General features: G+C 61.9%; 22 protein-coding genes. 16 read left to right on the top strand and 6 right to left on the bottom strand.

What is annotated here, in order from left to right; translation table 11 throughout:
- Window positions 1-607 precede the first annotated feature (607 nt).
- Genes K1W69_RS26355 through K1W69_RS26345 form a run of 3 tightly spaced genes read right to left on the bottom strand, consistent with a single transcriptional unit; the run spans window position 608 to window position 2,956 of the window.
- Window positions 608-1,093: a hypothetical protein gene (locus K1W69_RS26355; RefSeq protein WP_220231478.1), complete on the bottom strand. Its 486-nt coding sequence runs from the start codon at window positions 1,091-1,093 to the stop codon at window positions 608-610.
- A 13-nt stretch (window positions 1,094-1,106) separates the two neighbouring features.
- On the bottom strand, window positions 1,107-2,165 hold the full coding sequence (locus K1W69_RS26350) for a D-TA family PLP-dependent enzyme (protein ID WP_220231477.1): 1,059 nt from the start codon (window positions 2,163-2,165) through the stop codon (window positions 1,107-1,109).
- A gap of 32 nt (window positions 2,166-2,197) precedes the next feature.
- Window positions 2,198-2,956: an SDR family NAD(P)-dependent oxidoreductase gene (locus K1W69_RS26345; protein WP_370688321.1), complete on the bottom strand. Its 759-nt coding sequence runs from the start codon at window positions 2,954-2,956 to the stop codon at window positions 2,198-2,200.
- Between the two features lie 217 nt (window positions 2,957-3,173).
- Here K1W69_RS26345 and K1W69_RS26340 point away from each other — a divergent pair, with 217 nt between their 5' ends.
- Together K1W69_RS26340 and K1W69_RS26335 are read left to right on the top strand one after the other, a co-directional pair.
- The gene (locus tag K1W69_RS26340; protein WP_220231476.1) at window positions 3,174-3,539 is read left to right on the top strand and encodes a RidA family protein; all 366 of its coding nucleotides are present in this window, start codon (window positions 3,174-3,176) and stop codon (window positions 3,537-3,539) included.
- A 45-nt stretch (window positions 3,540-3,584) separates the two neighbouring features.
- Window positions 3,585-4,829 carry an amidohydrolase/deacetylase family metallohydrolase gene (locus tag K1W69_RS26335; RefSeq protein WP_220231475.1) on the top strand — a complete coding sequence of 415 codons (1,245 nt, stop codon included), beginning with the start codon at window positions 3,585-3,587 and terminating at the stop codon, window positions 4,827-4,829.
- A gap of 6 nt (window positions 4,830-4,835) precedes the next feature.
- Here K1W69_RS26335 and K1W69_RS26330 read toward each other — a convergent pair whose 3' ends face one another.
- Window positions 4,836-6,614, bottom strand: coding sequence for an NAD(P)/FAD-dependent oxidoreductase (locus K1W69_RS26330; RefSeq protein ID WP_220231474.1), 1,779 nt, complete (start codon window positions 6,612-6,614; stop codon window positions 4,836-4,838).
- 33 nt (window positions 6,615-6,647) lie between these two features.
- Entirely contained in the window at window positions 6,648-7,601 is a 954-nt protein-coding gene (locus tag K1W69_RS26325; protein ID WP_220231473.1) for a MurR/RpiR family transcriptional regulator, read from the bottom strand.
- 315 nt (window positions 7,602-7,916) lie between these two features.
- Here K1W69_RS26325 and K1W69_RS26320 point away from each other — a divergent pair, with 315 nt between their 5' ends.
- From K1W69_RS26320 to fabF, 6 genes are all read left to right on the top strand, one after another.
- Window positions 7,917-8,735 (top strand): ABC transporter ATP-binding protein, encoded by an 819-nt coding sequence (locus K1W69_RS26320; protein ID WP_220231472.1) that lies wholly within the window; start codon window positions 7,917-7,919, stop codon window positions 8,733-8,735.
- A gap of 11 nt (window positions 8,736-8,746) precedes the next feature.
- Window positions 8,747-9,592, top strand: a complete 846-nt coding sequence (locus K1W69_RS26315) for an ABC transporter permease (RefSeq protein ID WP_220231471.1) — start codon at window positions 8,747-8,749, stop codon at window positions 9,590-9,592.
- A gap of 72 nt (window positions 9,593-9,664) precedes the next feature.
- Window positions 9,665-10,840 carry an ABC transporter substrate-binding protein gene (locus K1W69_RS26310; protein ID WP_220231470.1) on the top strand — a complete coding sequence of 392 codons (1,176 nt, stop codon included), beginning with the start codon at window positions 9,665-9,667 and terminating at the stop codon, window positions 10,838-10,840.
- A gap of 90 nt (window positions 10,841-10,930) precedes the next feature.
- Window positions 10,931-12,016, top strand: a complete 1,086-nt coding sequence (locus K1W69_RS26305) for a Gfo/Idh/MocA family protein (protein WP_220231469.1) — start codon at window positions 10,931-10,933, stop codon at window positions 12,014-12,016.
- 194 nt (window positions 12,017-12,210) lie between these two features.
- Window positions 12,211-12,642: a MarR family winged helix-turn-helix transcriptional regulator gene (locus K1W69_RS26300; RefSeq protein WP_220231468.1), complete on the top strand. Its 432-nt coding sequence runs from the start codon at window positions 12,211-12,213 to the stop codon at window positions 12,640-12,642.
- Window positions 12,643-12,655: 13 nt separating this feature from the next.
- Window positions 12,656-13,924 carry a beta-ketoacyl-ACP synthase II gene (gene fabF / locus K1W69_RS26295; RefSeq protein ID WP_220231467.1) on the top strand — a complete coding sequence of 423 codons (1,269 nt, stop codon included), beginning with the start codon at window positions 12,656-12,658 and terminating at the stop codon, window positions 13,922-13,924.
- Window positions 13,925-13,930: 6 nt separating this feature from the next.
- On the opposite strand, the gene K1W69_RS26290 is transcribed toward fabF, so the two are convergent.
- Window positions 13,931-14,782 (bottom strand): helix-turn-helix domain-containing protein, encoded by an 852-nt coding sequence (locus K1W69_RS26290; RefSeq protein WP_220231466.1) that lies wholly within the window; start codon window positions 14,780-14,782, stop codon window positions 13,931-13,933.
- A gap of 115 nt (window positions 14,783-14,897) precedes the next feature.
- On the opposite strand from K1W69_RS26290, the gene K1W69_RS26285 reads away from it, so the two are divergent.
- The 8 genes from K1W69_RS26285 to deoC all read left to right on the top strand — a co-directional run bounded on the left by K1W69_RS26285 (window position 14,898) and on the right by deoC (window position 22,302).
- Window positions 14,898-15,662, top strand: a complete 765-nt coding sequence (locus K1W69_RS26285; RefSeq protein ID WP_220231465.1) for a phytanoyl-CoA dioxygenase family protein — start codon at window positions 14,898-14,900, stop codon at window positions 15,660-15,662.
- Between the two features lie 41 nt (window positions 15,663-15,703).
- On the top strand, window positions 15,704-16,726 hold the full coding sequence (locus K1W69_RS26280) for an ABC transporter permease (protein WP_220231464.1): 1,023 nt from the start codon (window positions 15,704-15,706) through the stop codon (window positions 16,724-16,726).
- 39 nt (window positions 16,727-16,765) lie between these two features.
- On the top strand, window positions 16,766-17,740 hold the full coding sequence (locus K1W69_RS26275) for a sugar ABC transporter substrate-binding protein (RefSeq protein WP_220231463.1): 975 nt from the start codon (window positions 16,766-16,768) through the stop codon (window positions 17,738-17,740).
- 55 nt (window positions 17,741-17,795) lie between these two features.
- Window positions 17,796-19,325, top strand: a complete 1,530-nt coding sequence (locus K1W69_RS26270) for a sugar ABC transporter ATP-binding protein (RefSeq protein WP_220231462.1) — start codon at window positions 17,796-17,798, stop codon at window positions 19,323-19,325.
- The gene (locus K1W69_RS26265) at window positions 19,322-20,242 is read left to right on the top strand and encodes a ribokinase (RefSeq protein ID WP_220231461.1); all 921 of its coding nucleotides are present in this window, start codon (window positions 19,322-19,324) and stop codon (window positions 20,240-20,242) included. The genes K1W69_RS26270 and K1W69_RS26265 overlap by 4 nt, the downstream gene beginning before the upstream one ends.
- Window positions 20,243-20,266: 24 nt before the next feature.
- Window positions 20,267-20,728: a D-ribose pyranase gene (rbsD, locus tag K1W69_RS26260; protein WP_220231460.1), complete on the top strand. Its 462-nt coding sequence runs from the start codon at window positions 20,267-20,269 to the stop codon at window positions 20,726-20,728.
- A gap of 2 nt (window positions 20,729-20,730) precedes the next feature.
- Window positions 20,731-21,552 carry a 3-methyl-2-oxobutanoate hydroxymethyltransferase gene (locus K1W69_RS26255; RefSeq protein ID WP_220231459.1) on the top strand — a complete coding sequence of 274 codons (822 nt, stop codon included), beginning with the start codon at window positions 20,731-20,733 and terminating at the stop codon, window positions 21,550-21,552.
- A 75-nt stretch (window positions 21,553-21,627) separates the two neighbouring features.
- Window positions 21,628-22,302, top strand: coding sequence for a deoxyribose-phosphate aldolase (gene deoC, locus K1W69_RS26250; protein ID WP_220231458.1), 675 nt, complete (start codon window positions 21,628-21,630; stop codon window positions 22,300-22,302).
- Window positions 22,303-22,320: the final 18 nt, after the last annotated feature.

Genomic DNA, 22,320 nt, shown 5'->3' with positions numbered 1-22,320 from the left:
ACTCATCGACGGTTGTAACCGGAGGGAGGACGGGCGACTTCGCCGGGAACTGGAGGGGATGGCCATCCCCTCCAGTCACCAAGACGCTTGTCTGACACAAATCTTCCGAAAAGGCATACAAGGGTGGTGGGGTTGTTGCTTAGGAACGATAAGCAGAATTTGCTGCGCATTATGGCGTTCGATTCATTGAACAATTTCTCCACAATTCCTTAGAATGCACTTGATGCGGATAGAGACGGCCTTTCGGAAAGTCAGGGATTTGTGGCGGGATCTGCGTTGACTGCATTGCGGATTGAACCTGCAAATGATGGCGACGGGCGAGGCCCGTTTTTTACTTCGGACGTGGATCGTGCCGCAATGCAGAAGGGATCGTGAAACTTCTTTCGCGGTGAGGGTGGGTAAAGAAGGGGGAAGAAACAGGAAAGCACGGTTTTCGCGAAATCCCTTGCTTCAGCTCATTTCTGCAAGCTCCACCACCAGTTCTCATCGCGGACGAAGATCCGCGATCCATACGGCGGCGCCATTCACACAGCACATTTTGCGTTTGCTGACAGCCTGTCTGGATGGCGGGTCAAGCCTGCGATGAGGGCGCCTGCTGGACGCGACCTCACTTCCCAAGCGGGTGCGGCATGTAGCCGACGAAGCCGGCGATCTTCCACCGGTCGTCCACCCGGCGGCAGAAATAGAGGGTCTGCCAGTTGAGGAGTTCAGACGAGCCGTCCGATTTGGCGACCTGCCCGTTGAACTTCTTGTGCAGCACGGACTTGTCGCCGTCGACATCGATGTCGCGCATGTTGGTGATGCGGAACATGGCGTCGCGCAACGGCTCGGCGAACTCCGTTTTCGCCGATTCTTCCGCCTGCCTCAGCCACTCGTCGCGGTAGATTTCCAGGCGCGGGAACTGGAGCCGCCAGGCGTCGGCGTCGTTGAGGAAATGGGCGTGCATGCCGAAGAAGCTCTCGGCGATGAAATCGTCCTCAACCATGGACCAGTCGCGGGCGACAAAGGCGTCGATATCGCGCCTGACCAGCATCTCCCAAAGGTAATGACGGTCGGCGTCGCCTTCCGGAAACGGGTTCTTGTCGTATTGCATGATGTCTCTCCGTTCAGGTCACCTTGCCGCGGGCGGCGACAGGCAGATGGGCGATGACGTCTCCGTCCTCGATCAGCGTCACCGTATCAAAGAGATTGGTCACGACGCAGACATGGTTTGGAATGACGCGCACCTTGTCGCCGATCTTCGGCTTTTCGGCGCATTGCGACAGGTCGACCATTCCATGCTCCTCGTTGAGGCCGGTGATGATCGCATCCGGATATTCCACGATATGGCCGTGGCCGGGGGCAGGGCATGTGTCGGCGGCGAGCGCCTTTGAGCCGGCGTCGATGATGGCGCGGTTTTCCGTCGGGCGGCTGACGACGGTTGCAAGCACGGTGAGCGCGCAGTCTTCCAGCGCGCCGTGGCCGAAAGCCACCTGCATGCGATCGGAATAGATGTAGGTGCCCGGACGATGCTCCGTCGCAGCCTTGACTTCGCTGACGGAATAGAAATCAGGCGTGCCGCCGTTCGAGACGCGCGGGCAGGGAATGCCGGCTTCTTCCAGTTGTTCGATTGCGGTTGCGAGCCACTGATTGACGTCCGCCTTGCGGTCGCGCGGCGGGTAGGTCATCAGCCCGCCGAAAGCGAGGCCGTCAGCCGCCTCGATGCGGCGGGCAAGCTCCAGCACTTGCCCGGGCGTCTGCGCGCCGCATCGATCGGCGCCAGTATCGCATTCGATGATGACGGTCAGCGGCGATTTGGAGCCGGCGAAGGCTTCCGCGTAACCGTCGATGACTTCGTTGCTGTCGGCGGCGACGGAGAGCGTCACGCGCCGGTGCAGGTTTTTCAGCCTCTCGAGCTTGTGCCGGCCGATGATGTTGTAGGAAATGAAAATATCCTTCAGCCCGGCGTCGGCCATGACCTCGGCTTCGCCCAGCTTCTGGCAGGTGAGGCCGACGGCGCCGAGCTCCACCTGCCGGTGCGCAAAGAGCGGCAGTTTGTGGGTCTTGATGTGCGGCCTGAGCGCAAGCCCGTGTTTGTCTGCGTAGGCTTGCGCTTTTCGCAGATTGGCGTCGGCGATCGACTGGTCGATGATGACGGCCGGCGTATCGACTTCATGAAAATTCAAGGCGTGTCCTCCAGACGAAAGCCGCTGCGCGGTTAATCCGAAATCAGTTCGAGAAAGGGCAGGTTGCCGCCCGTCAGGCCTGCGTCGACCGGGACTGCGGCGCCTGTGACGCCGCTCGCCCAGGGCGAGGCGAGAAAGGCGATCGTTCGCGCGACCTCCGCCGGTTCGACGAGCCGGCCGAGCGGATACAGACGCCGGACCTTGTCCATGATTTCCGGCTTTTGCTCGATGCGGTGGGTCCAGGCGTTCGTCATGATCGATCCGGGAACGACGACGTTCGCGCGGATGCCGTTGCGGCCTTCTTCCGTGGCGATCGCCCGCATCCAAGCCTGCAGCGCGGCCTTTGCGGCGGAATAGGCCGGATTGCCAAAATGGGCGAGCGCGTTGACGGAGGATACGAACACGAAGGCCGACCCGCCGGGCTGGTTGCGCATGGCCGGAATGAGCGCGCGCGACAGGAGCGCGGCGCCGCGAAAATTCAGATCCATTTCGTGTGCGAGATTGTCCGGCGTGACGTCGGCCAGGGTTTCGGCGCGCGTCCAGCCGGCGTTGGATATGACGGCGGCAGGCGCGCCGTCCTCGCAAATCTCTTTTGCGGCCTTTTCAACCGCTGCGTCGTCGGCGAGATCGAAATGCAATGCACGGGCGATCGCCGGCGAGGACAGATCGGCGCCTTCGACGTCGCAGCCGATTACCCGGGCGTTGAGTTCGTCCAGACACGAAACAAGCGCGGTTCCCACGCCGCCTCCGGCGCCCGTCACCACCACATTGCGTCCCTCGAAATCCATCATCACCGACTTCGCCAATGCCTCCCCGATAACGTATTGCAAAAGCAAGGATGCTGAAATCTATGTAATAAAGCAACATAAATTCGCGAAAAATGTTGCTTTCCAACAAGGACTGTTACAAGATTACGCGATCCTTCCTGCGCCGGGGCTCGCATTGAAATGGCGATGTGCGGAAAAGCGCGGTAAGAGCGGTGAAACGAGATCTTGATGGAGACTTTCCATGCCTAAACAGTGCTTCGGCGCATCCCATGTTCCGCTTTCTCCGGCCGTGCGGGCCGGCGACTTCGTCTTCGTGTCCGGCCAGGTGCCGGTGGGCTCCGACGGCGCTGTGGTCAAGGGCGGCATAGCCGAGCAGACGGGCCAGGTCATGGAAAACGTCAAGGCGGCGCTGGCGCTTGCCGGCTGTTCCATGGAGGATGTCGTCAAGACGACCGTATGGCTTGAGGACGCCCGCGACTTCGGCGCCTTCAACAAGGTGTATGGAAGCTACTTTCCGCAGGATCCGCCGGCGCGCACGACTGTTGAGTCGCGCCTGATGATCGATATCAAGATCGAAGTGGAGGCGATGGCCTACAAACCCCTGTAGACTTTGGTCGACGGTAAAAGACAGAAATTGCAAGAGGAAACGCTGATGCCATTCGATCTTCTGATAAAGGGAGGCAGGGTGATCGATCCCGCCTCCGGGACGGATGGCGTCAGGGATGTCGGTGTTTCAGGCGACCGCGTCGCGACGATCGAAGAAAACCTTGCCGCAGACAACGCCGCCAAGGTTATCGACGCCGCGGACTGCATCGTCACCCCCGGCCTCATCGACCTGCACAGCCATGTCTACTGGGGCGGCACGTCGCTCGGGGTCAACGCCGACCGGCTGGCGGCGGCGAGCGGCACGACCACCTATGTCGACGCCGGCAGCGCCGGCGCCGGCAACATGCTTGGCTTCAGAAGCCATGTCATCGAACGTTCCCGGGTGCGCATTCTCGCCTATCTCAATATTTCATTCGCCGGAATCTTCGGCTTCGCCAACCGGCTGATGGTCGGCGAATGCGCCGACGTCAATCTCTGCGACCCCCGCGAGGCGGTGGCCTGCGTGCGCGAACATTCCGACATCATCGTCGGCATGAAGGTCCGGTCCGGCAGGATCGCCGGCGGGCAGAGCGGCATCGCGCCGGTGGAAATCGCGATCGACGCGGCGGACGCCGTCGGTCTGCCGCTGATGGCGCATATCGACGAGCCGCCGCCAGGGCGCCTGCAGGTTCTGCACAGTCTGCGGAAAGGCGACATTCTCACGCATTGCTTTCGTCCGTTTCCGAATTCGCCGATCAACGGCGCGGGCGAAATCCGTGAGGACATGCTGCTGGCGCGCGAGCGCGGCATCATATTCGACATCGGTCACGGCATGGGATCATTCGATTTCAACGTTGCCCGCGCCATGCTGAAGGAAGGCGTGATGCCGGACGTGATTTCCAGCGACGTGCACCTTTTGTGCGTCGGCGGACCGGCGTTCGACATGCCGGTCTGCATGTCGAAACTGATGACGCTGGGCATGCCGCTGATGGAGGTAATCCGGGCGTCGACCGAGAAACCGGCGGACGTGGTCGGCCGGCCCGACCTTGGACGCCTCCATGTCGGCTCGCTCGCCGATATCAGCGTGCTGCGGCTGAAAGCCGGCGAGTTTCCGTACAGGGATTCGACGGGCGCCGAAATCATCGCCAACGAGCGCCTCGTCAGCGACGGCATCGTCGTTGGCGGCGCCTGGCATCCGAACGAGGCCGGCGACCCCGACCTCGAAACGGCGCCGACCAACCCGCGATGGACGCATACCGAAATGGCGCTGAACCATTTCGGCAGGCCCTATACGCGCGCCTGCGACTGCTGAAACTCCCTATGACGGTCGCTGATAGACCGGCGTTTCAACGCCTTCCATGCGCGCCTTGAGCTGCAGGGCGAGGAATTTCGAATAGAACCGCGATAACGCCAGATTGCCGCCGTGGAACCAGAGCGCTTCGTGCGCCGTCGGTTTCCACATGTTGCGCAGCTCTCCCTGCCAGGGACCGGGATCGTTGCGCACGCCGGATCCGACGCCCCAGCACGGGCCCACGCTGTCTGCGGTTTCCCGGTCGATAATTTCGGCGACGGTCTCGTGCATGGATTCGTATCCGGTGCACAGGATGATCACGTCGAAGGGGCGTTCGTCGCCATCCGTGAAACGGACGCCTCCGGGCGTCAGCGTTTCGATGTCGACGCCGCTTTTGACCTTCACCTTGCCGTCGATGATGAGGTCGCTGGCGCCGACGTCGATATAATAGCCGGAGCCCGTGCGGTAGGCCTTCATCATGAGGCCGGTCTCGTCGGGGCCGAAATCGATGGCGAAGCCCGAGGCGGACAGCCGGTTGTAGAAATCGGCGTCGCGTTTGCGGATCCGGTCGTAGAGCGCCTTCTGGATCGGCGCCTGGGTCGCGAAAGGGATGGAGGCTGACAGGTAGTCGGCCTTCTCGGTGGTGAGGCCCCTTGCGACGGCGGCTTCGGAATAGATCTCGAAACCCATCTCCATCAGGGTGTCCGATTTGACGACGGTCGTCGGCGCGCGCTGGATCATGGTGACGTCGGCGCCGCTTTCCCACAGATCGACGCTGACATCGTGTCCGGAGCTCGCGGCGCCGATGACGGCGACCTTCTTGCCCTGGAAATCGTCGCCCGCAGTGTATTGGCTGGAGTGGATGATTTCGCCTTTGAACTGGTCCTTGCCCGGCAGGTCGATCCAGCGCGGCGGGCCGTAGGCGCCGGTGGCGAAGACAAGCTGCTTCGGCTGCAGGACGACCTTCTCGCCGTCGCGGTCGAGCTCGACCGTCCACGCTTTTTTATCAGCGTCCCAGGACGCGCCGGTGCAGGTGGTCGAGGTCCAGTAATTGAGCTCCATGACCTTGGCGTACATTTCCAGCCAGTCGCCCATCTGGTCCTTCGGCGTGAAGACCGGCCAGTGCTCCGGGAAGGGCATGTAAGGCATATGATCGTACCAGACCGGATCGTGCAGCACGAGCGTGCGGTAGCGGTTGCGCCAGGAATCGCCCGCCTTCGGGTTCTTTTCGACGATGATGGTCGGAACGCCGAGCCGCTTGAGGCGCGCGCCGAGCGCCATGCCGCCCTGGCCGCCGCCGATAATCAGGCAGTAGGGCTGAACCGTCGAACCGAGGTCGCGTTCTTCGCGCGCGCGGGCTTCCGACCATGTTTCGCGGTCCGGATCAGCCTTGTGGACGACGCCGAGCGGTCGCGTCGCGCCCTTTCGTTCCTCGAAACCCGCCAGATCCGTCATCGACGTGAACAGCGTGTGGCAGCGCCCGTCCACGAGCCGCACCACGCCCAGGCCGTGGGCGACGGCCGTTTCGAAGGTAAACCATCCCTCGACCTTGTCGCCGTTGACGCTGACCTCTTCGGTCAGAGACCAGCCGGACGGTTTCGCAGACCCCAGCGTCGCGCGCAGCATGGCGGCGATCGCCGTCTTGCCCTCCATCGTCTTGATGTTCCAGGTGAAGGTCAGCAGGTCGCGCCAGTAGCACTCGTCCTGAAACAGGTCCATCGCGGCGTCGATGTCGCCTTTGTCCAGCGCAGCGGCGAATGATTTCAGCCAGTTGGTGATTTGAGCGGCCGGCGCCTTATCGAGCATGGCGAGTTCTCCTGATACTCATACGGTTTTCAATCAGTCCCCGAGGGGCTCCAGTTCATTGCCGCCGCGATGGGTCAGCACATTGTATTTGATCCGGCGTAGTGTTTCCTGGGCGTCGTCACCCATCTTGTAGCCCGCGGCCACCGCCATCAGGTCGATCGCCGCGAGGAATGCGAACCGCGACGCTGTCGGCTTCAGTGTGTCTGGAAACTCCGGCACGCCGATTGTCAGCTCCACGTCGCAGGTCGCGGCGAGTTCGCTGTTCGGCGCAGTGATGCAGATCGATGCGGCGCGATAATGCTTGGCGAGTTCGACCGCTTCGATGACCTCGCGCGTGCGCCCAGTCGCGGATATGGCGATGACCACGTCGTTCGGTTTCAGGGTCGAGGCCGTCATGCGCATCAGATAGGGATCGCTGTGGGCGGTGACCGAGAGACCGTAGCGGAACAGGCGGTGCTGGGTTTCCTGGGCGAGCGACGAGGAACTGCCGCCGAGGCCGAAGACCGTGATCTGGCGCGCCTTCGTGATGAGGTCGGCGGCCCGATCGATGCGCGCCGGATTGATCTGTCTTTCGGCTTCGGCCAACGCCTGCCGGGCTTCGCCGAACACCGCGCTCCAGAACGGCATGCGGTTTTCGCTGCTCGCCGTCGGCGGCTTGGTGAGGTAGAGCGCGCCGACAACGAGGCTCTGCGCCAGCTTCAGCTTGAAGTCGCGCACGCCCTCGCAGCCGATGGCGCGGCAGAAGCGGGTGACCGTCGGCTCGCTGACGCTGGCGCGCCGGGCAAGCGCTGCGTTGGATGCGTCTACCGCAAATTTAACGTCTTCCAGCACCGCGTCCGCGACGCGCCGCTCTGCCGGCCGCAGGTCGCCGTAACTGTCCTTTATCTGCGAGATGATGTCGGGGATGCGTCTGGCTTGCCCGGGATCGCCCGTATGGCGCGCCGGGACGTCGTCCTCGTCGTGATCCTGACCGAGCGCTTCCGTCATGGTTTCTCCCTTCGCTTGCGACGCCTGTGACTATACACGTGAAAGTGTATCATTCCGGCTGGATATTCCTGCAATGGAGAAACTCCGATTTCAGGGGAAAACAGCGGAAAAATTGGCGTTTGCCCGAAGCTGTGTAGGAAACTAACATAAAAAAAATATCTGGAGAACCCTAGAAATGGTGGCTTTCTATGGGCAAAGTTGAAGTTTTCAACCATTTGGTCGGCTTCAGCTTGACAGGAAAGTAGGATAGTTACAAACTGCTTTGGGTGGATTTGGACAAACGGCAGATTGCCTTGAGAGGGTTCAGGGAAATTCATGAACGCACCCGGTGCAGTCACACCAAAACTTCGCGTCGACGGGGCGACCAAGGTCTATCAGACCGCGTCCGGCGACTTGCTGGCGCTGGAGGACTGCACCATGGCGGTCCAGCCCAACGAGATCGTCTCGATCGTCGGGCCGTCCGGCTGCGGCAAGACAACGCTTCTGTGGTCGATGTCCGGCCTGCATGGCCTGACCGCGGGCCAGGTGTTGCTCGACAACCAGCCGATCACCGGGCCGCACCCCGATATCGGCATCGTGTTTCAGGAAGCGAATCTGCTTCCCTGGCGCAATCTTGAAGCCAACATCCGATTTCCCTTCGAAATCAAGCATCAGCAGATCGACCGGGTCTGGGTCGATCACCTGTTGAACCGCGTTGGCCTCGAAGGCTTCGGCAAGAAATATCCGCGCGAGCTGTCCGGCGGCATGCAGCAGCGCGCCGCGATCGTGCGCGCCCTGTCGCTCAAACCCTCCGTCCTGTTGATGGACGAGCCATTCGGCGCGCTCGATTCCTTCACGCGCGAGGAGATGAACCGGCTGGTCGAGGAAATCTGGATGGACACCCACACGACCATCGTCTTCATCACCCACAGCATCGAGGAAGCCATCCTGCTTTCCGATCGCGTCGTGGTGCTGAGCGCGAGGCCTGGCCGTGTTGCGCGGGTGTTCGACGTGCCGTTCGAGCGACCGCGATCGCTTGACGTGATGGCGAGCAAGGAGGTCTTCGACCTTACCAATGCGATCAAGGAGGAGATCGTCGGCCGGCGCACCGGCATCACCACCACCGAAAAACGCCAACCGGCAGTTGCCAGCTGAGGATCTGAGACGTGAGCGAAACGGACGCAATCCCGGAATTCCGCAAGCAGTCCAAGGAGGGCGGCGAGGTCAGCCTGACCAATCTGTCGGGTTTCTCCAGCGGAATCGGCGTCAAGTCCACCAGGGAAGTCCTGGCGATCATCGCTGTCGCCGTATTCGTTATCGGCGGCACGGAGCTGGCGCTGCGCGTCTTCGAGGTTCCGCCCTTCATCATGCCGACGCCGAGTTCGATATTTGCAGCGCTGATTGGCGACTTCACGCTGATTCTGCCGCATCTCGGCTATACGCTGGTGGAGCTTCTGTCGGGCTTCGCGATCGGCGCGACGGTCGGCCTGATCCTGGCCGCCGTGATCACCCAGTTTCCCTTCGCTGAAAAAATCATCGCGCCCTATATTCTGCTGCTCGTCACCACGCCGATGCTGGCGCTGGTGCCGCTTCTGATCCTGCGCTTCGGGTTCGGCTACACGCCACGCATTATCGCGGTGGCGCTGGCCGCCGGCCCCATGGTCATGATCAACGCCGCGACCGGCTTTCGCCGTGTCGACAGCGCCAAGATCGCGCTTGCGCGCTCCTATGGCGCAAGCACGCTGCAGATATTCTGGAAGATCCGCGCGCCGATGGCGCTGCCGATGATCCTGGTCGGTCTGATGATCGGCGCGATCTTCGGTCTGCTGACGGCTGTCGGCGCGGAAATGGTGGGCGGCGGTTTCGGCCTCGGCAACCGTCTGACCACCTATTCGTCGATGATCCAGATGCCGCAATTCTTTGCCGTCGTTCTGATCCTCTCGTTCCTCGGGATACTGATCTACGTGATCTTTTTCCTGATCGGGAAGAAGTGGGCGAGCTGGGAAGCCTGACCGAACGGCCAAGATACGCCCGGTGATACGGGCGACTATGGGAAGAGAACTTAACTGCAGAGGGTATAGAACATGACCAAAACCACGATTTCTAAAACGCCCCTTACAGGGGCGGTAAACCGACGCCGGTTCCTACAGGTTTCCGGCACGGGTCTCGTCACGATGGGCGCCATGGGTCTGCCCGGCATGGGTTCGGCCCAGGCCGACCCCTATGGCACTTTCACCTGGATCTCGCCGCGCGGCACGCTCGAAGTGCTTGACGACTATCCGTACTGGATCGGCAAGAAGATGGGCTATTTCGACGGGCTGGACACCAAGATGGAGCCCGGCCCCTCCGACGGCACGGCGACCGTGAAGTTCGTAGCGGTCGGCCAGGCCGATATGGGCTTCCCGTCTCCGGGCGTCTTCTCCTTCGCCATCGAAAACGGCATGAACCTGAAGTCGGTGTTCCACATGGGCGCGCTCGACACGTTCAGCCTGGCCTTCCGCAAGGGCGAAGGTCTGAAGGATCTCAAGGACATCGAAGGCAAGACCATTCTCCTTGGTTCCGCCGCCTGGCAGGCGATCGTCGACCCGATGCTTGCAGCGCAAGGCGTCGACGTCAGCAAGGTCAATTACGTCGAGGCCGGCTGGCCGACCTGGGGAACGGCGCTCGCCAGCGGCCAGGGCGACGCGGCGCTTGGCTGGGAAGGTCTTCGCGCCGAATGGATCGCGACCGGTCTCGATTTCGAATACTGGCTCGGCGTGCAGAATTCCAAACTGCCGGCGAACACGTTCGTTGTGCGCGCCTCCGACCTGGAAGATCCGGATCGCGTCGACTTCCTCAAGAAGTATCTTCGCGGATGGGCGATGGGTCTTGAGTTCGCCTACCAGAACCCGCGCGCGGCTGTCGAAGCCGTGTTCGAGGAATTCCCGACCTTCGCCAAGAACACAGGCGCGGAGCTCGGCGTCGCCTCCATCCTGCAGCAGGGCAACGTGTTCCGCGGCAATATGGAAGCCAGGGAAGGCTGGGGCTGGCACGACATGGAGAGCTGGCAGACCTTCTTCGACCTGATCGCCGAAATGGGCCAGATCTCCAAGCCGGTGGACGCCGAGGCGGTTCTGACCAACGAACTGATCGGGCCTGCGAACGATTTCGACCATGCGAAGGTGAAAGCCGACGCCGACGCCTATGAACTCTCGGAAGAGATGAAGGCGATCGACATCGAGTCCGTTCGCGCGACCATGTTCGACGCGGCCGTAAAATAGGTCTGCGGAAACGCATGACTGTTCGGGCGGCGGGCTCTGTCGGGTCCGCCGCCCGCATACCAACCACAATCGATATCAGGGGAGGGCGCTGTGCCTGACAAAGTGAAAGTTCTCGTCGTCGGTCTTGGAAACATGGGCGCGTCGCACGCCAGCGCCTATCACCGGATGGACGGTTTCGAAATCGTCGGACTCATGAGCCGGACGATCAAGAGCAAGCCTATTCCCGACGAACTCATGGGCTATCCGCTCTTCGAGGACTACGACGAGGCTCTGGCCGCGACGAAGCCGGACGCTGTGTCGATCAACACCTGGCCGAACACCCACGCCGAATACGCCATCAAGGCGATGGACGCCGGCGCCCATGTCTTCATGGAAAAGCCGCTCGCCACCAATATCGAGGACGCCGAAAAGGTCGTCGCCAAGGCGCGCGAGACAAACCGCAAGCTGGTGCTCGGCTACATTCTGCGGGTGCATCCTTCATGGGTGACCTTTATCGAAAAGGGGCAACAGCTCGGCAAGCCGCTTGTCATGCGCCTCAACCTCAACCAGCAGAGCAGCGGTCCGGCGTGGTCCTGGCACAAGAATCTCATCGACTCCCTGATACCGATCGTCGATTGCGGCGTGCACTATGTCGACGTGATGTGCCAGTTGACCGGCGCCAAGCCGGTGCGGGTGCACGGCATCGGCGCGAAGCTGTGGGACGATGCGGCGAAGCAGAATTACGGCCACCTGCATGTCACGTTCGATGACGGCTCGGTGGGCTGGTACGAAGCCGGCTGGGGTCCGATGATGAGCGAGATCGCCTATTTCGTGAAGGATGTCGTGGGTCCGAAGGGCGCCGTGTCGATCGTCGCCGGCCAGAACCAGAACGACAAGGAAACGGACGAACTGTCCGACTCCGCCGATATCGACCAGCACACCAAGACCGACGCCATCAAGATCCACTACGCGGATGTCGACGGCGACAAGAACTTTGCGAAAAAGGACGAGATCCTCAACATGGAGGACGAGCCCGGCCACCAGGACCTTTGCGACCGGGAGCAGGAGTTCTTCCTGAAGGCGATTAACGAGGATCTGGACCTGACGGAATCCATGGATGCGGCCGTCAACAGCCTGCGCATCGTGCTCGCGGCCGAAGAGAGCATCGAAAAAGGCAAGGTCATCGAACTCGCCTGATCGCCCTGGAATTGATTGCGGCCGGGTCGGTCCCGGCCGCAAGGTCGATCAGAGGCCTGACGGGATCACGCGCTCGTGCCGGATGCGCCGGCAATCCATCTCGTAATCGAGCTCCACCACCGGCAGCCTGTTGTAGTGTGTAAAAAAGCATGCGTGGCCTTGCCTGTCGTGTATATACACGATAGAAATGGGGCATGAACGCGGACCCGCTCGAGAATGCCTTCAACGACTGTCTTCTGATGAACACCATCAGGACGGCGCGGATTTTGACGCGTCGCTACGACAACCGGATTCGCTCTTTCGGTGTGACGGTGGTGCAGTTTTCCGTCCTGATGACGATCCGGAAGCATCCGGGCGAGGCGATCAACACGCTTGCCGGTCGTATCGCCATGGACCGGTCGACGCTGACCCGCAACATCGACGTGATGGTGAGAAAAGGTCTCGTCAGGAAGGTAAGCAGCGGCAAGGGTAATGCCAGGATTTGCCGTCTGACACCGGTCGGCGAAAGCCTGCTGGACGAACTCATTCCCCAATGGTTCGCGGCAAGACAGGAACTGAAGCAACGCCTCGGCGATGGAAACCCGGAGGAGTTCCTCCGGATGCTTCGGGTCATGGGAAACGGCTGACAGGAGAAGAAGAATGAATGACGATCCTATCGTGGTGACGGGGCTCGGCGCAGTGACGCCCCTCGGCGTGGGGGTGGCCACGAACTGGCAGCGACTGATCGGGGGGCGGAGCGGCATCGTCTCCAATACCCGCTTTGACGTGACGGACTATGCCTGCAAGATCGCCGGGCTGGTGCCTGCGAAAGCCGACGATCCGGAAGGATTCGACCCGCTGGATTTCGTGGATCAGAAAGATCTGAAGAAGACGGATACGTTCATCCACTACGCCCTGGCCGCGACGCAGGAGGCTGTGGAACAGTCTGGATGGGCGCCTGACGCAGAGACGGAAAAATCGCGGACGGCCGTCATCATCGCGACCGGCGTCGGCGGACTGCCGGCGATCACCAGCGCCGTCAATGTCGTTCAGGAACGCGGGCCGCGCAGGCTCTCGCCCTTCGTCGTGCCGTCCTTCCTGCCCAATCTCGCCTCGGGCCATGTGTCCATCCGCTACGGCTTCAAGGGCCCGATCGGCTGTCCGGTGACCGCCTGCGCCGCCTCCGCCCAGGCGATCGGCGACGGCATGCGCCTGATCCTGAGCGGCGAGGCCGACGTCGCCGTCTGCGGCGGTTCGGACGCCTGCGTCGATCCGGTGGGGATCGGCGGTTTTGGCGCCGCGCGCGCGCTTTCCACCGGTTTCAACGACGAACCGCAACGCGCGTCGCGTCCCTTCGACAGGAAACATGACGGTTTCGTGCTGTCCGAAGGCGCGGCGACGATTGTCATTGAGCGGCTGAGCCATGCGCAGGCGCGAGGGGCTATCCCAATCGCCGTGCTTGCCGGCTATGGCACGAGTTCCGACGCCTATCACGTCACGGCCGGGTGTCCCGACGGGGAGGGGGCGGCGCGGGCGATGCGTCTCGCCCTGCAGATGGCCGGGATCGGGCCGGAAGCGATCGACTATGTCAATGCGCACAGCACATCGACGCCGGTGGGCGACGCCGCCGAGATCGCCGCCATTCGCGCGATCTTTCCCGATCGCGGCAAGGATCTGGCGGTCACGTCCACCAAGTCGGCGACCGGGCATCTTCTGGGCGCCGCGGGCGCGCTGGAGGCCGTCTATTCCATCCTTGCCCTGCGCGACGGCGTCGTTCCGCCGGGCCTCAACATCGATGATCCGGAACCGGACGCAGACGTCTTCGATCTTGCGCCGAACGAAGCGAAATCGAAGCCGCTCGACTACGTGCTGTCGAACGGTTTCGGCTTTGGCGGCGTGAACGCCAGCCTGGTTTTCCGTCGTGCGTAGCGAAGATCAGAGTCCCTGTTCAAGCCTGCGCCATTCGGAGGGCGGGCGGCCGATCACCCGCTTGAAATCGCGGCTCAGGTGATAGGCGTCGAAGAAACCGCAGTCGAAGGCGATCTCAGAGAGCGTCCTGCTGCTTTCCAGGAGCAGGCGCTGCGCCATGGTGAGCCGGGCGCGGCGTAGATAGGCGCGCGGAGTCGTGGCGAAATGCTTCTGGAACAGGCGGCGGAGCTGCGACGAACTCATGCCGGCGTAGCGTTGCATGTCGTCTGATGACCATGGCGCTTCCGGGTTGGCCATGATGGCGGTGTGGAGCCGGCTGAGCGCCGGCGGCAGACTGGAGCGGACTGCAGAATCCCGCTGGCGCGCAAGCAGCCGCAACAGATCCGCGACATCGGCGTTCAGCCGGAGATCCGCGTCCGCGGAGCGCGCAGCCATGGTGTCGAAGAGGCGGTGGAACCAGGCGATCATCTCGCCGCTTTCAGCGATCGTCATGCGCGGTCGGCCGGCGCCGAACAGTCGTCGTCGCAGCGCCGTGTTATCCGGCCCGTACATGCGCAACCACATCACAGACCACGGATCCCTCTCGTCTGCGCGATGCGAATGCGGCGCCTCGCCCGGTATCCAGACCAGTTGACCCTGGCCGACGTCGAACGCCTTACCGTCGATCTCGACCGTTCCCTTGCCGGAAAGGCAGTAAATGACATCGTCTCCGGGGCACTCGAGCCGCGAGACGCCGCCGCCGGGCGCAGAATCCAGCCAGCCGGACCGCAGCACGGTGAAGAACGCGCCATGCATGGCGACGTCCGGCAGATAGTGATGGCTGGCGCGCACTCTCGCGGTTATGCGTTTGAAACTCATGCGCGTTTTATACATCTATTTTGTCGCAGCGTCCATTTTGTTCATATGTTTCGAATGTCAGATTGCCTACAAGAGGTCGCGGTGTCGCGACCGGAGGACAGTTCGGGAGGAAGGCATGCTGGTTCCAAGCAGATCGGAAATGCGCGCGTATGAAGTCGATGGCTACTATGTGCGCAAAGGATTTCTGTCCGAGACGGAAGTCGGCGATTTCCGCGACAATGCGCGGCGGCAGCTGGAAGCCGAAAGCGCCGCTGGCGGCGTCATGGAAAAAGGCGACAAGTCCGGCAACAAGACGCTTCTCAAGCTCTGGAACACTGCCGGCGACGACAAATACGGCCTGCTGGCCCGTGACGAGCGGCTGACGCGCCTGGCCGAAGCCCTGATCGGCAATGAGGTCTATCTCTACAGCCACAAGATGACGATGAAGCAGCCGCGCGAGGGCGGCGCCTGGGAATGGCATCAGGATTTCGGCTACTGGTACAACAATGGCTGCCTGTCGCCGGAAATGCTTTCCGTATTCATTGCCCTGGACCCGTCCAACAAGGCGAATGGCTGTCTGCAGGTGCTGAAAGGCTCGCACATTCTCGGCCGTCTGGATCATATCCGGGAGGACGGCCAGACGAATGTGGACAAGCCTTATCTGAACGCAGCAGTTGAGCGTTTTGAACATGTATACGTAGAAATGGAAGCCGGCGACGCGCTGGTGTTTCACTCCAACCTGCTGCACCGCTCAGACGCCAATACAAGCGACACCTATCGTTGGGGCTATATCTGTTCCTATAACGCGGTGCACAACGCGCCCTTCAAGCGCGAGCGCGATTACGGAAATTACGAGGAACTGAGAACCGTTCCGGCGGGCAGCTTCCTCAAAGCGTCATGAGCGACGGCGCCCACACGCATCGCGCGGGAGAGGCAATGGGTATGCGGAGCACACGCGGCGTCTACAATGATGGCGCTTCGCTGCGCAGCCGGATCGGCCGGCTCGCAAGCGCAAAGGAGACCGGCGTGTTCCTTGCGCTGGTCGTGATGTGCATTTTTCTGTCTGTCACGACCGACGGATTTCTCACGACCGTCAATCTTCTGAATGTCGGCCGGCAGGTCTCCCTGCTTGGCATCATGGCGATCGGCATGACATTCGTGCTGATTTCCGGCGAAATCGATCTCTCCGTTGGCTCCACCTATGCATTGGCGGGCCTCAGCACCGGTATGCTGATCGTGTTGGGATGGGGCCTTTTTCCGGCGCTGGTGCTGGGCTTGATGTGCGGGGCGGGCATCGGCGTCATCAACGGTCTTCTGTCGACCTACGGGCGGCTTCCGTCGCTGATCGCGACACTGGGCATGCTGTCGATCGTGCGCGGAACTGCGCTGCTGATGACCGGCGGCAAGCCGGTGACGGTCAATGAACGCAACGGCGCCGATCCTGACACGCTCGCCGCCTTCGAGGCGATGGGGCAGGGCTATCTTTTCGGCGTCATTCCGATGCAGCTCGTATTCTTCGCCGCTGTTGCGGCGCTCGGCTGGGTGCTTCTGTCGCGCACCGCCTTCGGCTTTCGGGTATTCGCGGTCGGCGGCAGCGCCAAGGCGGCGCGGGTTTCGGGGATACACGTCCAGACCGTGAAGATCTGGGCGTTCGTCATCATGGGCGTGCTCGCCGCATTGGCCGGTATCCTGTCGATGGCGTTTCTGCCAAGCGGGCAGGCGGGGCGGACCGGCCTTGGCCTGGAGCTCGACGTGATTGCAGCGGTCGTCGTCGGCGGCGCATCGCTTGCGGGAGGAATAGGCACGGTGCTGGGCACCGTGCTCGGAGTTCTGATCATTGGCGTTCTTCGCAACGGCCTGGTGTTGCTCGGCGTATCGCCCTTCACCCAGGAAGTCATGATCGGACTGGTGATCATCATCGCCGTTGCCATCGACAAATGGAGCACCAGATCGAGATCGGCCTAGAGGGAGTCCTGGCCGTAACAACCCCCAAGGGAGGAAACTATGAGAAGCAGATTTCTGATAACGACGGCTGTAGCCGCGCTGGCCTTCGGCGCAGCGCCCGCCAGCGCCGATCCGGCAAAGGTCTCGGACTTTGATCTTGCGCCGCGGATCGCCGAAAACGTCAAGTCGGGCGAGCCACTCAACATCTTTGTGTCCTATCACGATGTGTCGAACGAATTTTCGCCCTTTGTGAAGGCGGGCGTAGAACGCGCCGATTCCGAGGACGGCGTCAACGCGCGCTTCATCGGACCTGTTGGCGCTGACGCCGATGGCCAGATTTCCGAGATCGAGACGCTGATGGGCCAGATGGACGGCCTCGCCATTTCCTCGGTGAGCTCAGACGCCCTTGCGCCGCTCATCAACCGGGTGATGGAGGCAGGCATTCCGGTGATCACCTACAACACCGACAACGCCGACAGCAATCGCCTGGTCTTCGCCGGTCAGGACCTCGTTCAGTCGGGCCGTGAAGCCGGCAAGCTGATGGGTGAAGTTCTGGACGGCAAGGGCAAGGTGATGATCACGACGCTCGACGCCGCGGCGCAATGGTCTCTCGACCGGGAAAACGGCGCCCGCGAAGCGCTCGAGAAGTTCCCGGATATTGAAGTGGTCCGCACGCTCAACACCGGAACCGATCCGCAGGAAATCTACTCGGCGATAGAAAACGCCATGCTGTCGGATTCGTCGATCACAGGTATCCTGTCTCTTGAATGCTGCTCGACGCCGGCCGCCGGCGAATGGGTCAAGCGCAACGGCAAGACAGGCGACGTCAAGATCGTCGGTTTCGATCTTCTAGACCAGACCGTGGAACTGGTGTCCGACGGGGTGATTCAGGCGACCATCGACCAGGCTCCGGAGCGTCAGGGTTACGAGGCCGTCAACCTGCTGGTCAAGTTCCTGAAGGGCGAGACCATCGATGATCTCGACACCGGCGTTGGCGTCTACACGCCTGAAACCATCTCGAAAGTGATGCAGTAAGCAAGAGCGTCGGCCGGCCTTCGCGCCGGCCGATCTCCCGCAGACAGAGTGTGGAATGACCCAGCAACCGATTGTCGAACTGCGTAATATCACAAAGGCCTATCCGGGCGTCGTGGCGATGGACGGTGTCTCCATCGACTTCCGTCCCGGCGAGGTGCATGCGGTTATTGGCGAAAACGGCGCGGGCAAGAGCACGATGATGCATGTGCTCGCGGGCGAGGTGCAGCCGAACAGCGGAAGCATCCTTGTCGATGGCGAGGAGACGAGTTTTCCAACCCCGCTGGCAAGCCAGGCGCAGGGTATTCGCATCGTCTTCCAGGAACTGTCGCTCTGCCAGAACCTGACTGTCGGCGAGAACGTCCTTCTGGGGCCTTTCGGTGCGCAGAGGGCACTGTCCCTTCTCAACCGGAACCGTGCAGCGCGGGTCGCCGCAGGCACGCTGGCCGAGCTTGGCCTCGCCGATTTGCACACCGACACGCCGCTTGCCAGCCTGACAGTCGCGCAGCAGCAGCTTGTCGAAATCGCCAGGGCGATTTCACAAAAGGTGCGGGTTCTGGTTCTTGACGAGCCCAACTCCGCGCTTTCGCCGCGTGAATCACAGCGTCTTTTCGACATTGTGCGGCGATTGCGAGATCAGGGCGTGACAGTGATCTATGTTTCTCACCATCTGGAGGAAGTTCTGGGCCTCGCCGATCGCATCAGCGTCATGCGGGACGGCCACATGATCACCAGTTTCGACAATACACCGGAGGTGACGGTTGATCGTCTGGTCACGCACATGGTGGGGCGCAAGGTCGACAAGGCTGAGCAGTATTCGATATCGGCGCAGGCGGGAGATGCGAGAGACGAGATCGCTCTCGAAGTGAAGAACATGACCGTTCCGGGCGCAATCCGCGACCTCGACTTCAAACTGTCGCGTGGCGAAATCCTTGGCGTCGCCGGACTGCCCGACAGTGGCAAGGATATGCTCGCGGACGCAATTTTCGGTCTGGTCCCGCGCGACGGGGCGGTCGAGATCGGCGGCATCCTGCTTCAGCCTGGCAAACCCTCCCATTCGCTTGCCGCAGGCATTTCCTATATCCCGGCGGACCGCAGAGGCGCGGGCGCGCTGTTGTCGATGACGGTGGCCGAGAACACTGTATCTTCGGCGCTGGGCGCCTTTGCCCGGCTCGGTTTCCTCCGCCGCCGACCGATCCGCGACACGTCGGCCGAATATGCGCGCAAGCTCGACACGCGTATCGCGAGCCTCGGACAGAAAGTCGAAACGCTGTCGGGCGGCAACCAGCAGAAAGTAATCCTCGGACGCGGGCTGGTAACCGGTCCGCGGCTTTTGATTTTACACGAGCCGACGCGCGGCATCGACGTCGGCGCGAAAGCGGAAATCTATTCGATCCTGAAGTCTCTTGCGGCGGACGGAATGGCGATCCTGATGATATCTTCCGAACTGCCCGAGGTCATGCTGCATTCAAGTCGTGTGCTGGTGCTCGCCAACGGACGGCTGTCCGGGCAGCTGACGGCGGCCGACATCACCGAGGAGGCGATCATGTCGCTTGCCACGAAACATGAGAGGGAAGCGGCGGCATGACACGCATCACAGTCGTCGGCAGTTTTGCCGTGGGCCTGACCATTCGGACGCCGGAAATGCCGGTTTTCGGGCAGACCATACTCGGGTCGGATTTCGATTTCGGACCGGGTGGAAAGGGATCGAACCAGGCGGTCGCCGTGGCGCGTCTGGGATGCGACTCCTCTCTGGTGACCTGCATCGGGCGGGACGAACTTGCCGCCGTAGCCGACAAGCTTTACGCCGCGGAAGGCGTCGACACCGCCTATCTGGAGCGGACGGACCAGCGCCCGACGGGCGCCGGCATTATCGTGCTCAATGCCGAAGGGGCCAACTTCATCATCCTGGACATGGGCGCGAACGAACTCATGGACGCCGCGTTCGTTGATCGTGCGCAGGAACGCATCCTGAAGAGCGACATCGTCATGGCGGTGCTGGAAATACCGGTCACGGCGGCGCACAGGGCGATGGAGATCGGCAAGGCGTCCGGCGCGCGCACCATCCTCAATCCCGCCCCGGCGCAGATACTGCCGGAAACCGTTTTCCCGCATGTCGACTATCTGACGCCGAATGAAAGCGAGTTGCGCATCCTCCTGGGGCTCGCGCCGGACGATGCAACCGGAACACGCGATCTTGCTCTCGAACTGAGAAAACGCGGCGTTGGAACCGTTGTCGTCACGCTGGGTGAAAAGGGAGCCCTGGTGCTTTCGGAGGAGCACGATGTTCTGATCCCGTCGCCGAAAGTCGATGTCGTCGACACAACCGGAGCCGGCGACGCCTTTAACGGTGGTTTTGCGGTGGCGCTCGGCGACGGACGCGGCCTCGAAGAGGCGGTCGCCTATGGCGCAAAATGCGGCGCGCACGCCTGCACGCGGCTCGGCGTTATCCCGTCTCTGGCGACCCGAAGCGACATTGCGAAACTGTTTGGCGACGCGAACTGAAAAATCACGGAAAGGATCTGACAGATGAAACGCGGCAAGCTGCTGAATGCGGAACTCAACCACGCGATCGCCACTATGGGCCATGGCGACCTGATGATCGTTTGCGACGCGGGGTTTCCGATCCCCTCTGACGCATGGCGCATCGACCTTTCGATAACCCGCGACGTGCCCGATCTCGAAACAGTGCTGTCGGCGATCGGCGATGAATTCATCGCCGAGAAGGTGTCTTACGCGGACACGCTGCCCCAGTACAATCCTGTGCTGCTGGAGACCGTGCGCAAGCTTTTTTCCGACGCCGAGGAAGAGGCGATCACGCATGAGACGATCCTGGGCGAGATGGCGGCGAAAGCAAAGGTTATCGTGCGCACCGGCGCCTACGATCCCTGGGGCAATATCCTGCTTTATTCAGGCGTTGACGTGCCGCTGTGGTTCGACAAACCCGGCGTTGTCGCGCCCGACTACTACGCCGACAAGCTGAAGGACTGACGATGCCGAACATCTTCGACTGGTCGGCGACACGGCGCGAACGGTTGACGACCGTTGGCGGACTGCGCGCCGCGCGCGGCCGGCATGGCAGTTTTGCGCAGGTGACCGCGGACACCGCAATCGAAGCCGCTGCAGCGGAAGCGGCGGGCGTCGAGATGATTGTCTGCCGGGCGCAGAACGTGAAGGAGGTCCGGCAAGGATCGACAAAGGTCTTCGTGACGGCGGCGCTGGGTTTTGCGCAGGCCGTGACGAAAGACGAAATCCTGCGGACGGCGCTGACGGCGCTTGTCGGTGGCGCCGACGCCGTGATCACGGCGCGTCGTCTGGACGTCGTCTCGCTGCTGGCCGCAGAGGATATTCCCGTAATGGGTCATCTCGGCTATGTCCCGCGCAAATCGACCTGGGTGGGCGACATTCGGGCCTTCGGAAAGACGGCGGACGAGGCGGTGGCGTTGTTCCACCGGTTTCGCCGGCTGGAAGAGGCCGGCGCCTTCGCTGTCGAGGCCGAACTCGTCCCGGCAGCGCTCATGGCGGAAATCTCGGCGCGCACCGGGCTCGTGACGGTGTCGCTGGGCTCGGGGCCGGCGGCCGACGTCATGTTCCTGTTTACCTCCGATATTTGCGGAGAAAGCGAACGCCTGCCGCGGCATGCGCGCCGCTACGCGGATATCGCCTCACTGCAAAAACGTATCGAAGACGAACGCATCGCGGGACTGTCGGCCTTCCGCCGGGATATCCGCGAACAATCTTTTCCTTCCAACGGCGAGACAGCGCAGATTGACGATACGGTCCTGGATGAATTCCGGAACCGCATCCGCAACTGATCGCGCCTCTCGTCTTCAATTCGACTGAACATTCTGCGTCGCCCGCGCTGCGAGCGGCTTTACAGGAGATTATTGATGAAAGACCTTGCCCAGATCGCCGCCGTTATTCAGCACACCAATGTTTCGCCTGCTTCGTCGCGAAGGGATATCGAGAAACTGTGCGACGAGGCGATGGAATTTTTATTCAACGGCGTCATGGTCCAGCCGTGCTGGATTGAAATGTGCCGACAGCGGCTCGCGGGCAGCGGCGTGCGCGTCTGCTCGGCGATGGCCTATCCGATGGGCGGAAGCCTTACCACGAGCAAGGTTTCGGAGATGCGAGATCTCGTGGCCGCGGGCGTTGACGAAGTCGACTTCATGGCGAATATCGGGTTTCTGACCAGTGGAGAACCGGCCGCCTATCACGATGAGATAGCAGCGCTTGTTGCGGCGGCGGGAGCGAAGCCGCTCAAGATCATGCTGGAACTGGGCGCCATGCCCGAGACGCTCTGGGCGACGGCGATCCTCGAGGCGGAGAAGGCGGGCGTGGCCTATGTCAAAAATTCGTCCGGTTGGGGCAATGGCGGCAAGGCGACGGTGGAAAACGTCTCGTTCATGCGCAAAACGGTGACTCGGGCCGGGGTCAAGGCTTCGGGCGGTATTCGTTCGCTGGCCGATGCGACAGCCATACTGAACGCCGGCGCCGAGCTTTTGGGAACCAGCGCCGGTCCTGCGATCATGCGCGGAAACAGCGGGAAGCAGGACTACTGACAATTAAATAGTCGAGAC

This window comes from Flavimaribacter sediminis (assembly GCF_019492055.1).
In the GTDB taxonomy this organism is placed as follows: Bacteria; Pseudomonadota; Alphaproteobacteria; order Rhizobiales; family Rhizobiaceae; genus Flavimaribacter; species Flavimaribacter sediminis.
Note: the sequence above shows the minus strand (reverse complement) of the source record. Positions and strands in the feature narration are given on the sequence as shown.